The 12827-nt window shown below is 38.3% G+C and carries 19 protein-coding genes and 1 pseudogene; 4 read left to right on the top strand and 16 right to left on the bottom strand.

The annotated features are described in order from the left end of the window. Positions 1–110 precede the first annotated feature (110 nt). The 8 genes from ACW2QC_RS16860 to ACW2QC_RS16825 all read right to left on the bottom strand — a co-directional run bounded on the left by ACW2QC_RS16860 (position 111) and on the right by ACW2QC_RS16825 (position 3565). Entirely contained in the window at positions 111–539 is a 429-nt protein-coding gene (locus tag ACW2QC_RS16860; RefSeq protein WP_457545108.1) for a cell wall hydrolase, read from the bottom strand. 238 nt (positions 540–777) lie between these two features. After that, a complete protein-coding gene (locus ACW2QC_RS16855; RefSeq protein WP_457545107.1) occupies positions 778–951 on the bottom strand; it encodes a DUF4025 domain-containing protein in 174 nt (57 codons plus the stop codon). Positions 952–1144: 193 nt separating this feature from the next. Further along, positions 1145–1354, bottom strand: a complete 210-nt coding sequence (locus tag ACW2QC_RS16850) for a hypothetical protein (protein WP_457545106.1) — start codon at positions 1352–1354, stop codon at positions 1145–1147. A gap of 139 nt (positions 1355–1493) precedes the next feature. Further along, positions 1494–1907 (bottom strand): alpha/beta fold hydrolase, encoded by a 414-nt coding sequence (locus ACW2QC_RS16845; RefSeq protein ID WP_457545105.1) that lies wholly within the window; start codon positions 1905–1907, stop codon positions 1494–1496. A 14-nt stretch (positions 1908–1921) separates the two neighbouring features. Continuing rightward, positions 1922–2305 (bottom strand): VOC family protein, encoded by a 384-nt coding sequence (locus tag ACW2QC_RS16840; protein ID WP_457545104.1) that lies wholly within the window; start codon positions 2303–2305, stop codon positions 1922–1924. 15 nt (positions 2306–2320) lie between these two features. Further along, a complete protein-coding gene (locus ACW2QC_RS16835; RefSeq protein ID WP_457545103.1) occupies positions 2321–2521 on the bottom strand; it encodes a hypothetical protein in 201 nt (66 codons plus the stop codon). 190 nt (positions 2522–2711) lie between these two features. Further along, complete coding sequence (locus ACW2QC_RS16830; RefSeq protein ID WP_106498234.1) at positions 2712–2864, bottom strand: small acid-soluble spore protein P; 153 nt, start codon at positions 2862–2864, stop codon at positions 2712–2714. Between the two features lie 68 nt (positions 2865–2932). After that, positions 2933–3565, bottom strand: coding sequence for a YczE/YyaS/YitT family protein (locus ACW2QC_RS16825; protein ID WP_457545102.1), 633 nt, complete (start codon positions 3563–3565; stop codon positions 2933–2935). A gap of 139 nt (positions 3566–3704) precedes the next feature. On the opposite strand from ACW2QC_RS16825, the gene ACW2QC_RS16820 reads away from it, so the two are divergent. Beyond that, entirely contained in the window at positions 3705–4871 is a 1167-nt protein-coding gene (locus tag ACW2QC_RS16820; protein WP_457545101.1) for an acyl-CoA dehydrogenase family protein, read from the top strand. Positions 4872–5009: 138 nt separating this feature from the next. Here the strand turns inward: ACW2QC_RS16820 and ACW2QC_RS16815 are convergent, their stop codons facing one another. Both ACW2QC_RS16815 and ACW2QC_RS16810 read right to left on the bottom strand, forming a co-directional pair. Next, a complete protein-coding gene (locus ACW2QC_RS16815) occupies positions 5010–6008 on the bottom strand; it encodes an anion permease (protein WP_457545100.1) in 999 nt (332 codons plus the stop codon). A gap of 12 nt (positions 6009–6020) precedes the next feature. After that, positions 6021–6638: a DUF47 domain-containing protein gene (locus ACW2QC_RS16810; RefSeq protein WP_457545099.1), complete on the bottom strand. Its 618-nt coding sequence runs from the start codon at positions 6636–6638 to the stop codon at positions 6021–6023. Between the two features lie 282 nt (positions 6639–6920). Between ACW2QC_RS16810 and ACW2QC_RS16805 the strand changes: the two genes are divergently transcribed. After that, on the top strand, positions 6921–7679 hold the full coding sequence (locus ACW2QC_RS16805; RefSeq protein WP_457545098.1) for a glycoside hydrolase domain-containing protein: 759 nt from the start codon (positions 6921–6923) through the stop codon (positions 7677–7679). A 127-nt stretch (positions 7680–7806) separates the two neighbouring features. Here ACW2QC_RS16805 and ACW2QC_RS16800 read toward each other — a convergent pair whose 3' ends face one another. Beyond that, positions 7807–8358, bottom strand: a complete 552-nt coding sequence (locus ACW2QC_RS16800; RefSeq protein ID WP_457545097.1) for an SLOG family protein — start codon at positions 8356–8358, stop codon at positions 7807–7809. Between the two features lie 121 nt (positions 8359–8479). Continuing rightward, positions 8480–8899 (bottom strand): CotD family spore coat protein, encoded by a 420-nt coding sequence (locus ACW2QC_RS16795; protein ID WP_457545096.1) that lies wholly within the window; start codon positions 8897–8899, stop codon positions 8480–8482. A gap of 126 nt (positions 8900–9025) precedes the next feature. Here ACW2QC_RS16795 and ACW2QC_RS16790 point away from each other — a divergent pair, with 126 nt between their 5' ends. Beyond that, the gene (locus ACW2QC_RS16790) at positions 9026–9508 is read left to right on the top strand and encodes a PaaI family thioesterase (RefSeq protein ID WP_457545095.1); all 483 of its coding nucleotides are present in this window, start codon (positions 9026–9028) and stop codon (positions 9506–9508) included. A gap of 47 nt (positions 9509–9555) precedes the next feature. Here the strand turns inward: ACW2QC_RS16790 and ACW2QC_RS16785 are convergent, their stop codons facing one another. After that, the gene (locus ACW2QC_RS16785) at positions 9556–10125 is read right to left on the bottom strand and encodes a DJ-1/PfpI family protein (protein ID WP_457545094.1); all 570 of its coding nucleotides are present in this window, start codon (positions 10123–10125) and stop codon (positions 9556–9558) included. 273 nt (positions 10126–10398) lie between these two features. Here ACW2QC_RS16785 and ACW2QC_RS16780 point away from each other — a divergent pair, with 273 nt between their 5' ends. Further along, positions 10399–10857: a hypothetical protein gene (locus ACW2QC_RS16780; RefSeq protein WP_457545093.1), complete on the top strand. Its 459-nt coding sequence runs from the start codon at positions 10399–10401 to the stop codon at positions 10855–10857. A 42-nt stretch (positions 10858–10899) separates the two neighbouring features. On the opposite strand, the gene ACW2QC_RS16775 is transcribed toward ACW2QC_RS16780, so the two are convergent. From ACW2QC_RS16775 to ACW2QC_RS16765, 3 genes and pseudogenes are all read right to left on the bottom strand, one after another. Continuing rightward, positions 10900–11676: a TatD family hydrolase gene (locus ACW2QC_RS16775; protein ID WP_457545092.1), complete on the bottom strand. Its 777-nt coding sequence runs from the start codon at positions 11674–11676 to the stop codon at positions 10900–10902. A 1-nt stretch (position 11677) separates the two neighbouring features. Continuing rightward, positions 11678–12211: pseudogene (locus tag ACW2QC_RS16770) on the bottom strand (ABC transporter ATP-binding protein); the annotation flags it as partial. Between the two features lie 279 nt (positions 12212–12490). After that, entirely contained in the window at positions 12491–12781 is a 291-nt protein-coding gene (locus ACW2QC_RS16765) for a hypothetical protein (protein WP_457545091.1), read from the bottom strand. Positions 12782–12827: the final 46 nt, after the last annotated feature.

The following is a 12827-nucleotide window of genomic DNA, read 5'->3' as shown; positions in this document are numbered from 1 at the left end:
GAAGTGACTGTTTTATCTTACAGTCACTTCCTTATTTACATTGGCCTCATTTAAGTCTTGAAATTTAATTTTGTGTAAATGGGACAAGAAACCTGTCCCCATGTCCCAGCTTAAAATGTGCTATAAACGCCTTCACATTCTTCTCCTGTTGGTTCATAAAAACAGTGAAGCTTATACCTATCCACTAGGGGCTGACCATACCAATTGGCTGGGCAATCGCCTGGTGGCCTAAAGTACCATAAGCTGTATTTAGCAGGCCAATATCTTTTTCCATTGATCACCTTGCGAGCTAAACGTCTTTCACTTTCTCGTGGTCGTTGGTAGAAATATCCATGTGTAACAGCCTCAAATGCATGTGGTTGATAAACCATTTCTGGGATGGTTCGTACCTGTGTAAAATCGGAACAATCTACTCTTACTCGGTTTATTCCAACGTTACCAACGAGCAACATACCAAGTTGGCCTTCACCTTCAGCCTCTGCTCTAAGCAATCGTGCTAAAAGGTCGATATCTTTTTCCGTAGCCTTTACAACGGCCATATTTTCCCCTCCAGTTGTTGACGAACTGTACAATTACATTTATGGTGGTTCGTTAATTACTGTTATGTGAGTTGAGTTTGCTAATCTTATTACGAAACTTTAAAAACGAATCAGTTCCAGATCGGCTTAATTACTTTTAATACAATATAGTCTATGGTAAATACCCCAGAGAGTGCAATTCTTGAAAAAATTTATGACATTAAAAAGAGGGAGACCCTAAACAGATCCCCCATCATCATTAATCTAATTTCTGGTCAATTGTTCCTTCCACATAATCATCAGTGGCTTGTTCATGTGTTTCTGCAATTCCCTTTTCAAATTGCGTTTTTCCCTGATAATAAGATGGGTCATAATTTTTCTCAGCGATTTTACTACTGTCTTTAGGATCAACCTTGTTTTGCTTTTTCGGCATGAAAGATTCCTCCATTCGTTAAACAGCTTCATTTTTATTATGAACCGAATGGAAATTAAAACTTATGACTATATTTACCAAAAATATCGTCAAATCCTTGGAATAATACAGATAAGCATAGTAACACTGACCAAAAAGGCGATCATGAATTCTTTTCATTCCACTCACTTCTTTTTCATTAATAAACCTGGCTTTAACTCTTTCCCCTGAATAACAATTGCTGTAACTTGAATGTATCATGATGATCGGGGCCAACAGCATGATCATGTTTTCCAGTCAGAACTAATACAGGAAGGTCAAGATTTTCTGTGGCAAGCGCAAAGTCCTGAAAATATTCCTCTGAATTAAATATGTATTGTTGGAAAGATGTGTCCGTACCTAATTCTTTATCTAATTTATCCATTTGATGCCTATTGTGAATATCCAGATATTGCAGTTTGTAGTATTTCCCTGTCCGAATTAATTTCTCAAGAACATTCTGAAACTGTATCAATAGTGATTGTCGATCGGCTGAAATATCTTCTGATGTTATTCCTAATATTTCACGACCTTTCCTGATTTGGTGGCAAAAGGATTTTTTTCATATTAAGTGTGACATTGGATAAAATTAATCCTTTCGTTCTTGAGGGATATGTATGAGCATAATTGACCGCAAGAATCCCGCCAAATGAATGCCCCATCACATACCATGCTTCAATTCCTAAATCCTTCCTCACTTCTTCTATGTCATCAATTAATCGTGCTAAACTGTAATTTTTCCCCCTAGCCAATTCCGATCGCCCGCATCCTCGTTGATCCAGGTAAATCATTTCCAGTGCATCTTCCAAAAGATTCTCCGAAAAGTATTGAAAGGATTTGCTCCAATAACCAGGACCGCCATGTAGATAAATACAAGGATCACCCTGGCCGCTTTTCTCAACATATAACCTAACACCATCACTTGTTATTACGTTCATAATCCCTCTCCAATTTATTTGACGTATGATCCACTGTTACTGTTTATCTCTCCCAATTCAATCCGATTTCCATCAGGATCTAAAATTACCGCAATCGTCCCCCAATAAAATGCACGCTGTCTATGTACAAAATTTACGCCTCGTTTTTCAAGCGTAGCAACTTCAGTTTCCAGCGAGTCAACATCGAATCTTAGCACGACCGGATTTTCGTTCCGTTCCTTCTCATTTTCAGAACCAACTCCGCCCTTTTCAACCATTAAATAGCCATTAGGAATGTTAAAGGTTGTCAGGATATCCTTTTGACTTCTAACTTCTAACCCCAATACATCACGATAAAATTCCACACTTGCTTCATATCGTTCAACAAATAGGATTACGCCGAATTCTTTAAAGTTCACGTAATTCTCCCCCCATCAATAATCTTTATCTAAATCATCACCCATAAACGGTTTTATGTCATTATTATTATCATTACCATCATGATTACGATATTTTTCCCTAATGATCTTCCCAACCTCAGAATTATCAATGGCATTTCTGACAGCAGCTTGAATAATGAGATATAGAACAAATAAACCAATTATGTATAGTAGTAAATTTATAAATGCTCCCATTGCAAACGAAGGAACACCTCCATTTCTTTTATTATAACGGTTACACCACAACTATTCATTATATTCTAATAATATAACATATACCCTACCACTTAAATAGAAATATTTGCCCTAACTTGGACAAGAAACCTGTCCCCATGTCCCACTCTGACCCAAAACAACGGGGACAAGGTGCTGTCCCCCTTGTCCCTTACATGTCGTGGTTTGCGTCGTTTTTTTGCCGTGAGTGGTTGCGGTTCTTTACTTTGTGGGAACCATCAAGCGGTTCGCCATATGGTTGCTTCGGGCTTTTCGGCAAGTTTGGTTGTTCCTGCTGTTTCGGTCCTTTTGGTTTTCCACTCATTACATTCTCCTCCTTTTCATCGATAGGATTAGTTTTTGGAGATATGTAGGATCTATTCGTGAAACCTGTTAAGAAGCAAGATGTTCTCCTTGCTTATGAATCGCCTTTTTGATTGTCTTGACATATGGTAAAAAGAAGCTAATAATCACTCCCGAAAACAATGCATTAATTAATGTTCCGATGCCAATAGCTCCATCAAAGAAATAAGCTAAAATTACTAGGATAACACTAATTAACGCGCGCGAATAAGTAACACTCCAGCCCGTCATTCTTGATAGAACAAGCATGGAACGGTCCATTGGATTCGGAGCAAAATTTGATTGCAAATAAGCTGCGACACCCATTCCAATAAAAATAATACCTACCACTAAACAAACCGACTGACCAACCCATGTGCTTGGAACAACCAACTCTCCTAGGGCAAACAACCAAGAGTCGATACCAACTCCAGTAACCAATGATGTTACTAAAGCAACGTATTCTGGCCTTCTTTTTTCCGCTAACGCGTTGCCAATAACCATGGTTAGCCCGACAACAATTTCCCAACTGCCAACCGTTAAACCAAATGTATGGTGTAAGCCGACAAGTAACGAGTCAAACGGGGAAGCACCTAATGTAGATTGGATCGTTAATGCGATACCAAGCGTTAAAATTATAATACCAGCACAATAAAAATGAATTCCAGCACGAATCAGCCGCATACACATTGCTCCTCTCCACTATAGATACTAACAAATGAGCCAATGGAAAACCACCAACACAATGATTTTTAATTGGACTAATTCTGATAAATTTACTATGATTTATATTGTAACCAATTTTAATAAGAGGTGAAAAATTGTGTCAGATCTATTTAAACCCTTTCTGAAAAGCAAACGGCAACATGACTTATTTTCAAAAGCGGACAAAATAGCAAAGCAAGTAGAGCAGCGAGTCCCTAAGGCAGAAAGAAATGCCACATTTCCATTAGAAAACCTAACCGATTTAAAACAGGAAAATTACGTATCCCTACCGCTTCCAAAAGAATATGGCGGGCAAGAAATATCACTTTACGAATTGATTCTCCTACAAGAAAGACTTGCAGCTGGCGACGGTTCAACGGCTTTATCTATTGGCTGGCATATGGGAATTGTCATGGAGTTAAGTGAACAAAATTTATGGTCCCAAGACAAATTTGCGATGATCGCAAAAGAAATCGGTGAAAATAAAAAAGTACTGAATCGTGTTGCAACTGAACCTGCAACCGGCAGTCCAACTCGTGGTGGTGTTCCGGAGACACGCGCTGTTCGTGATGGTAATCATTACATTGTCAATGGTAGAAAGTCTTTTGCAACAATGGCTGATGTTTTAGATTATTATATTGTCTCCACTTACGTTGAAGATAAAGAAGCGGTTGGTTGGTTTTTAATTAGTAAAGAAACCCCTGGAGTACGTGTTGAACATACATGGGATACACTTGGAATGCGGGGAACAGGTAGTGATGATATTGTTTTAACAGATGTAAAATTATCCGAAGAATTATTAGTAGAACTGACAAACGGTCCTAAAAAACCTTCACCAAAAGGCTGGTTATTGCATATTCCCGCCTGTTATTCAGGAATTGCGATTGCTGCACGTAATGAGGCGATAGCTTTTGCTAAAAGTTATCAGCCGAACAGCTTAGACACAACGATTTCAGAAGTACCACATGTAAAACAAAAAATCGGCGAAATGGATTTAAAATTAATGCAAGCACGTCATTTCATGTATCGTATTGCTGAAAAATGGGATGACAACCCGGAAGAACGAGATTCACTTGGCTCCGAACTGGCTGCTGTCAAGACAGTCACAACAAATACCGCCAATGAAGTGGTCGACCTAGCAATGCGGATTGCTGGCGGAAAGGGTCTCGCCAAAAGTAATCGATTTGAGCAATATTACCGTGATGTGAGAGCAGGACTTCATAACCCACCAATGGATGACATGGTAATCCAAATGCTTGCCAATCAAGCTTTGAAAGATGATTAATCTCATGTTTTTAGGCATTTTTTTCAGAAAAACTAGGTGTTCACCTCGTCTATAGCGGGGCGAGTTTTTCCTTGTACCCTTCATAAAACGGAACAAAAAACGTTTGGTTATGATGCTGTAACCAAACGTTTTAATATACTATAAAAATAACTCTAAGATATAATAAATAATCCCGCCAAGCGCTGCAGTTATCGGTAGTGTAATAACCCACGTCACAATCATTCGCTTTGCAACGCCCCAGTTCACTCCTTTTACACGATGGGATGCCCCAACACCCAAAATACTAGACGAAATAACATGGGTTGTGCTGACAGGTAAATGAATCAACGTTGCTCCAAAAATGACAGCCGCACCAGTTAAATCAGCAGAAACACCATTAACCGGCCGGATTTTCATAATCTTACCGCCGACTGTCTTAATGATCCTCCATCCGCCAACGGAAGTTCCAAGTGCCATTGCGGTAGCACAGGACACTTGAACCCAAAATGGAATATCGGTAGTTGTATGCATTCCACCAACAATTAACGCCATGGTTATGATCCCCATTGATTTTTGCGCATCGTTGGTACCATGCGCATAAGACTGTACAGCTGCTGTCAGAACTTGCACCATACGAAAGCGTCGGTTCGTTTTTGCTAAGTTGCTGTTCTTAAAAATGACTTTAATAATACTATACAAAATAAAACCAATAACAAAAGCTAGAACTGGGGAAAAGAACAGCCCTTCGAGAATCGATGTGAATCCATTGAAGCGAATGGCTGAATACCCTGCTGAAACAATGACTGCACCAGTTATCGCGCCAATGATGGCATGGGAGGAACTACTTGGAATTCCTGCATACCAGGTAACCAAATTCCAGACAATCGCCGCAATCAATGCCGCTAAAATGACAGTTGTCCCATTTTCCAAGTCAAACGGGTTTGTGATTTCGCTTGTGATCGTTTGAGCAACCCCAGTAAAAGTCAAAGCCCCCAAAAAGTTCATCACTGCCGCCAAAATGATTGCCCTTCTTGGGGTCAACGCTTTTGTAGAAACAGATGTAGCTATCGCATTGGCCGTATCATGAAATCCATTGATAAAATCAAAAATAAGTGCAAAAACTACAATTAGAATTACAGTTACAAATAGAAAGTCCATTTAAATCCCTCTTTAAGCGTTTTTCATTATGATACTTTGCAATGTGCTTGCTACGTTTTGACAATAATCGGCAATTTCTTCCAGTATTTCATAAATTTCTTTGTACTGGATTACTTTAATTGGATCTTTTTCTAATTGAAACAGGCTTCTTAAGGATTCACGATAGAGATCGTCACAGTTGCTTTCATAGTCTTTAATTTTTATTGCGTGTGGTTCCACTTCTTTCAATTGGTTGTTGGCAATTAATTCTGTGGAAATTAAAATTTCTTGCGAGCATTTCAATATGTAGTCGGTAAATTGGTCCATATAATCATTTGAAGATAAAATATGATAAATATCCATCGTAGCGGAAAATTCCTCCATGCCGTCCATGATATCATCTAGATTCATGGTTAATTGGAGAATGTCCTCCCGCTCAATTGGTGTAATAAAGGCCTGATTTAAATCTTTAATGATCTCATGTACCTTATCATCTGCTTCTGATTCACGTCGCTTAATGTTCCCTGCAAATTCCTTTAATGTTTCAGTATCTTTTACCTTATAATGAACAAAATAGTCCACTGCTTCATTTAAATGCTTGGCGAAGTCGACTAGGTAAAGTGAAAACTTGTCTGGTTTTTTATTAAACACGTTTAACCCTCCATTTTGTAAAAAGCCCTAACCCATTATACTTCTTTTGTATAAAATAACAAAAGCTTTCCTTATCATACCAAATCCAAGCTCGAATAAACACGAATTTTGGTGTATTTTTTAACATTCTTCCACTCATTATACACTTGCTTTGGCTAAGTAGCGAATGCAACGATATTAATTAGCCTTTTAGGTTCTATGTCTATAGCACCATCTTGCCTACACGGGCCAAACTTTCTTTCAATATACTGCAGTAGGTACGAAAGGAGGATTTTTAATACGTTGCTAAACAAACAACTAATTTATTTGATCCTTGGATTAGCATTCGTTATAGCCATTCCAATAATTTTAAATGTATTTATTTTTGATAGCGAGCCAACTGATTCCAATTCAGATGATGAGAAAAAACTTTACTGGGGCATAGACTCCGCAAACAGTGCTGGTAAAGATGTTTATCAATGTGTAAAGGATAACTTTGGTCAGCCTGAAGTTTGGGGTAGATATATAGGCGATAAGGAAGATGTCTCCACAGGTTTAAGTTCTGACGAGGCTAAATTTTTACATGAAAAAGATATACGAATTCTCGTTATATACAACCATTTTACAGATGCTACGGGCTATGATCACGGTGTTGAAGAAGCTAAGCAAGCAATCGACCTAGCTCAAAAACTCGAAATTCCAGATGGTGTCGCTATTTTCGGCGATATCGAACCAAAATTTCCCATCGATTCCGCATTTATGCAGGGTTGGTCTGATACACTTACCGAATCCGCTTATAAACCTGGATTATATGGAGTTTTTGATAAAGGAAGCGCCATTGTGAAGGCTTATAACGCTACAGAATCGAAGACTAAGGAAAATACAGTTATTTGGACCGCATATCCACAAGAAAAAATCACCACAAAAGAAAATGCTCCAGAATATAAACCCCAAGGACCGGATGATGCCTTACTCTACGGTTGGCAATATGCAATTGAGTCAGACAAATGTACGATCGATACCAATTTATTTAAAAATGAAATGCTGGATTATTTATGGTAAAAAGCTAAATTACGGAAAGGCCGTTTACTAAATGTAACGGCCTTTTGTTTGATTTAATAGTCGACCAGCCGGATTCAGTCCATGCAATTGCAGCAATTTTTCCAGTTAAATGAATGACCTATTAACCTCACGTCCAATAATCTGGATCCGCCATTCTTAATTCTTCGACGATATCGTCCAAATCAGCTGGAGTGATTAGGTAAATAGAATAATTATTCGATTCCGTTGCTTCTTGATATAAGAAACGTCCGCTCCCAGGAAATTCCTCATCCATTAAAATGAGGCATCCATCACTTTTATTAATAAGCCATTTATTTTTAGCCTTGAACTGAAAGGCACCTTTATAATCGCCAACGTAAAGGGGTTTATAGAAATCTGCAGTCAAAGTAAGTTCCTGATATGCCTGTTGTATCGGCTCTGGCCAACGGGTTGCTTGATTTTCAAACGGAGGAATGAGGGCTAGTTTAATATCATACGTTTCTTTTAAATCTAATACAACCTGCCCTGTCCACATTTCAACACCCATTTGACCCGAAAGCAGAACCCATTCCAGCCCATCCTCAATAAATGATATTAATCGCTTTTCAATTGCCGCCTTAATGAACGATATCCGATGATCATCTTCTTTAAATATATTTAATTCCATTGGTTTATACCCTGTTACAGTTAAAACTTTCATTTATATTGCCTCTCTTTCCGAACAAAAGCATCCTTTCCACCTGAGCCGGACGGGGCTGACTATACCGATCAACCTCGAATCTTAAAAGGAGTCGGCAATCGAATGCCAACTCCTTTTAAGATTAACACCATTTATTCGGTTTTTTCCAGTTATCCATCCCCATTGGTGGTTGACCACAGTGTCCCATGCTTGGATTGCCATGGTTCATTGCACCTGCAATTTGATTATTTCCTTGCTCCATTCCGAAATTACCCGGGGACATTGCGCCCGCAACTTGGTTTCCTGGTCCAAATCCCGGAGAAGTTTGTGGTGGATAATTAAAAGATCCACCATATTCATCCACACAGTCCTCTGTATTTTGTATTGACGTAGAATGTGGAAATACATGTTTATTTTTTACTAAATGATGATTCATAACGGTTGTATGAGAAGGATGAACGTGTTCTACCACACTTTCCGTGCAATGATGAACACAATTATGCTTTACCGGATGCACAATTTGTTTAGGGCACCCGCAGTGTGGTCCATGTTGATGTCTCATATAAAAAGCCCCTTTCCTTGATAGGTACACTACTAACCTATGATAGATGCCTTTCGGTTGTATAAGACAGTAACCTATTTCATTGAATGATTTTATGATATACTTTTCTGAAAAGGGGGAGTAATAATGACAGATTCAGTGAAAAAGGCAGTCCAAGATGAATACCCAGAAGACTTCTCATGGTGTTATGGTTGTGGAAGATTGAATGATGATGGCTACCACTTCCGAACCGGATGGGACGGCGAAAATACCGTCACAATTTATACACCACGACCAGAACATACAGCATTACCAGGTTTTGTTTACGGCGGTTTAATCGCTTCGATAATTGATTGCCATGGGACTGGTTCAGCTTCCCTAGCATTACATCGAAAAAACGGGCATGAACCTGGTGATGGTGTGGAACCGCCACGATTTGTAACAGGCTCATTACACGTTGACTTTATTAAACCTACACCACATGACACACCGTTAAAAGCAGTTGGAACAATTGAAGAAGTCCATCCGAAGAAATGGAAGGTACATACGGAGGTATTTGCAAACGGGAAGGTTTGTGCCAAAGGAGAAGTTGTGGCGGTTGTTATGCCAAGTACGTTTTTGGAAAAATAAGCACAAAAAGAGTTGTATGAGCCTAATAATCATACAACTCTTAATAGTTAAAGTTGGTTCTTAAAATAAGCAAGTGTCTCATTAACTTCACCAGGCTCAAAAAGTTCTAGAACTTTAATAACCTGAACGGCAAATTCCACATAAGCCGATCCTTTGGCAGTAATGATGTTCTGGTCCACTATTACATCCGCTTCTTGTTTAACATTCCAATCATGTATGTGCCTGACATCTTCCTCATCTTCGCTTAATGACGTTGAAAAATGGATACCTGCCATCACATTTGCTTCAGCTAATAATGCGGTTCCTGCACAAATTGCGGCTAGCCATTTATCTTTCTCATAAAATTGACGGACAAGCTTTAGTAATGCCTGATCATGCATGACATCAAAAATTGGCCCACCTGGAATTCCCAATACATCATACGCCCCCACATCGTCTATATTGGCGATGACAGTGTGAGGTTGAATGAGAAATCCTGATTCACCAATGATAAGCCTCTTTTCTGTATCAATTGTAAATGTCTCAACCTGATAACCCTTATCTTTCAGAAAAAAGCTTAACAAATTAACCTCAAAATCAGCAAAACCATCATAGATTAACAAAAGTGCTTTTCGCATAAATATATTTACCTCCATTTTTTTGGATTTAGTTTGGAAGTAAATGAGTATCGAATAACATCGGCCTAAGCTCCTTCTTAAAGTTTCTTAAAGTTTTTAAGAATGAATCTATCCGCTAACCAAACAATATGGGATTCATTTTATCATATCCCCTCTTTATTGGGTATCTCTTTTACATGAAAAATCAGACTTCAATTATTTAGGACTGGCATTACATATTTCGTCACAATTAAAGCAAGCTAAACCTATCTTAAGAAATAGGAGAAAATACATATGTTAAAAATCGCTTTAATCCTAGCTTTTATACTACCTTGGTTAACACTAATTTGGGCCAACAAATACAGCCTCAAAAAGTTCATGCCTGTAACTATTTTAACCGGGCTTATTATGACCATTATTTTTGAAATTGCCCACGCATATAACTGGTGGACGATTCATGAATACCTTTTCCCTTGGGGATACATAACAGATACTAGCTTTGCTTATGGCTTATTTATGATGGGAACATTTTGGATTTTTTATTTTACATATGGAAAGCTTTGGGTGTTTGTTTTAACCAACATTGTTTTTGATCTTTTTATGGGCTTTGCTGGGATGAACATTCTTAGAGTGATTGGTGTCGCAACCATGCATACCATTTCAGAATGGCAATACTTTCTTGTTATGTTTTTCATTTCTCTAGTGCTTTATGTCTATCAGCGCTGGCAAGAAACAATCTTTGCCCAAAAATAAGTGGCAGGTATGTCAGAAAAGGCACACCTATCTTCTTTGGCTTTAACAGAGGTAAAATTCGGTCGTATTTTCATATAAACGACAATAAACCTCCTCTAAATTTAATCCCTTCAACTTCGCAATTTTTGCTATGGATTTATGAATCATTTTTGGATTTGTAATTTCACCCATGAAAGGCCCCTTGAACTGCCAAGGGCCATCCGTCTCTACCATCATGTTCGATAAAGGGTAACGTTTAACAAGCTGCTGGATTTCCTTTTCATACAATACATCCGGCGTAATGGATATGTAATAACCATTTTGCTGCATACGCTCAATTGTTTTATAATCACCTTTAAACCAGTGAAAATGAGCTTTTTTCACTGAATGCTTTTCCAACAAATCACAGACAAGTGGAGCATCATCATATACAGCATGCAAAACAATCGGCTTATCTAACGTCACAACTTGTTGAATAAACAATTCCAAGATCTCCAGATAAGGATCTACTTGAAGCTTGGGATTTTTTTGCCGTGAATAATATGGCAATCCAACTTCCCCAACAGCAACCATCTCCTCCTGATGTCTATGCATGAACGCTTTAATTTGCTCCAATATGTAGTCTGACGGTGGTTCCTGTTCCGGGTGATAACCAATGGCAGGTTTGATTCGTTCATCAATCCGGGAAAGTTCTAGATTCATTTCGGCGGATTGCAAATGACTCGATACAGCAATTAACGCAGCAACATGATGGTGCTTCAGTTCCTTTAACAACTTATTTCGATCTGGTTCATCGTACATGTCCAAATGTATATGTGCATCGATAATCTGATTTTCCATATTACTCACCTAGTTCCCGATAGATTAGCCTTTTCCATTGCAAAAATTCCTCTGACAACAGGATTTCTTCTTTTCTAGGACGTGAGTATGGGATAGAAATTTCTTTTTTCACTGTTGCGGGTTTATCAGTTAACACAATTACCCGATCAGAAAGATAAATGGCTTCCTCCATGCTATGTGTCACAAATAAAATAGAGCGTATGTCTTCCTCCCAGATCGATAACATCCACTATTGCATCGCCAATCGAGTAAATTCGTCTAATGCTGAAAATGGCTCATCTAAACAAATGATCGATTGTGGACTTAGCAAGCTGCGGATAAAAGCTGCACGCTGTTGCATTCCCCCGGAAAGTTCATGTGGATATGCATGCTCGTACCCCTTTAGCCCAGCGCGTTCGATCATCCGCATCGCATCCGCTTCATTTCCCCTCCCAGCTATTTCGGCACCAAGCAACACATTTTTCAAAATACTTCGCCAAGGCAACAGAGATGGAGACTGAGGCGTATAGCTAATAGCCCCTTTCGTCCCGTTTAGACTTGTTACCTATAATGATTTGGGTGGAGAAAATGATATAGAAGATCATGTAATCGCAAAGGTTGTATCACACAAAAAGGAATCAGTTTAATTGATGATGATGGAGATACATGGACGGAATGGTTAATGAATCCAGAAGAAGTGATTAAATTAAATGAAGGTAACTGGTAACATGTCACAATGAATGACAAAGATTGCAGGGAAAATTTCAGTTACCTTGCAGTTTCAGGGTATATCCCGTTTTTTCTTTAGCAAATAATTAGTTTTATCCTCAGGAAATTATACATGAAAGATGGCAAGACACACTGATAAAATAAATACGATAATATACATAACCAATCGGCTGGTTTCCTTTTTCTTATTTACATTATCATAAAAAAATATTTTTAACCATGTGTAAATGATCACAATACTTGTAGTAGAAAGCAATGACATTCCCAACGGATTAAATGTATTTTGGTATTCCAAAAAAATAATAAATAGGAATAGTTGTGAGAATAAAGCAATGAATAGTTTAAATGAAGAATACTTATCACTAAAAATTGCAATAAAAATATTCTTTTTGGTCATGTCATCGCCTCCTACAGTAAAATATCAAAAACTATTAGACCTTAAA

The organism is Virgibacillus sp. FSP13 (assembly GCF_054048505.1).
This window is presented reverse-complemented; position numbering and strand designations above follow the sequence as displayed.

What these genes read in the sequence shown, in the direction of transcription:
- ACW2QC_RS16860 (WP_457545108.1), bottom strand. Translation starts at nt 539, where the DNA reads ATGGCCGTTGTAAAGGCTACGGAAAAAGATATCGACCTTTTAGCACGA.
- ACW2QC_RS16855 (WP_457545107.1), bottom strand. Translation starts at nt 951, where the DNA reads ATGCCGAAAAAGCAAAACAAGGTTGATCCTAAAGACAGTAGTAAAATC.
- ACW2QC_RS16850 (WP_457545106.1), bottom strand. Translation starts at nt 1,354, where the DNA reads ATGGATAAATTAGATAAAGAATTAGGTACGGACACATCTTTCCAACAA.
- ACW2QC_RS16845 (WP_457545105.1), bottom strand. Translation starts at nt 1,907, where the DNA reads ATGAACGTAATAACAAGTGATGGTGTTAGGTTATATGTTGAGAAAAGC.
- ACW2QC_RS16835 (WP_457545103.1), bottom strand. Translation starts at nt 2,521, where the DNA reads ATGGGAGCATTTATAAATTTACTACTATACATAATTGGTTTATTTGTT.
- ACW2QC_RS16830 (WP_106498234.1), bottom strand. Translation starts at nt 2,864, where the DNA reads ATGAGTGGAAAACCAAAAGGACCGAAACAGCAGGAACAACCAAACTTG.
- ACW2QC_RS16825 (WP_457545102.1), bottom strand. Translation starts at nt 3,565, where the DNA reads ATGCGGCTGATTCGTGCTGGAATTCATTTTTATTGTGCTGGTATTATA.
- ACW2QC_RS16815 (WP_457545100.1), bottom strand. Translation starts at nt 6,008, where the DNA reads ATGGACTTTCTATTTGTAACTGTAATTCTAATTGTAGTTTTTGCACTT.
- ACW2QC_RS16800 (WP_457545097.1), bottom strand. Translation starts at nt 8,358, where the DNA reads ATGAAAGTTTTAACTGTAACAGGGTATAAACCAATGGAATTAAATATA.
- ACW2QC_RS16795 (WP_457545096.1), bottom strand. Translation starts at nt 8,899, where the DNA reads ATGAGACATCAACATGGACCACACTGCGGGTGCCCTAAACAAATTGTG.
- ACW2QC_RS16790 (WP_457545095.1), top strand. Translation starts at nt 9,026, where the DNA reads ATGACAGATTCAGTGAAAAAGGCAGTCCAAGATGAATACCCAGAAGAC.
- ACW2QC_RS16785 (WP_457545094.1), bottom strand. Translation starts at nt 10,125, where the DNA reads ATGCGAAAAGCACTTTTGTTAATCTATGATGGTTTTGCTGATTTTGAG.
- ACW2QC_RS16780 (WP_457545093.1), top strand. Translation starts at nt 10,399, where the DNA reads ATGTTAAAAATCGCTTTAATCCTAGCTTTTATACTACCTTGGTTAACA.
- ACW2QC_RS16775 (WP_457545092.1), bottom strand. Translation starts at nt 11,676, where the DNA reads ATGGAAAATCAGATTATCGATGCACATATACATTTGGACATGTACGAT.
- ACW2QC_RS16765 (WP_457545091.1), bottom strand. Translation starts at nt 12,781, where the DNA reads ATGACCAAAAAGAATATTTTTATTGCAATTTTTAGTGATAAGTATTCT.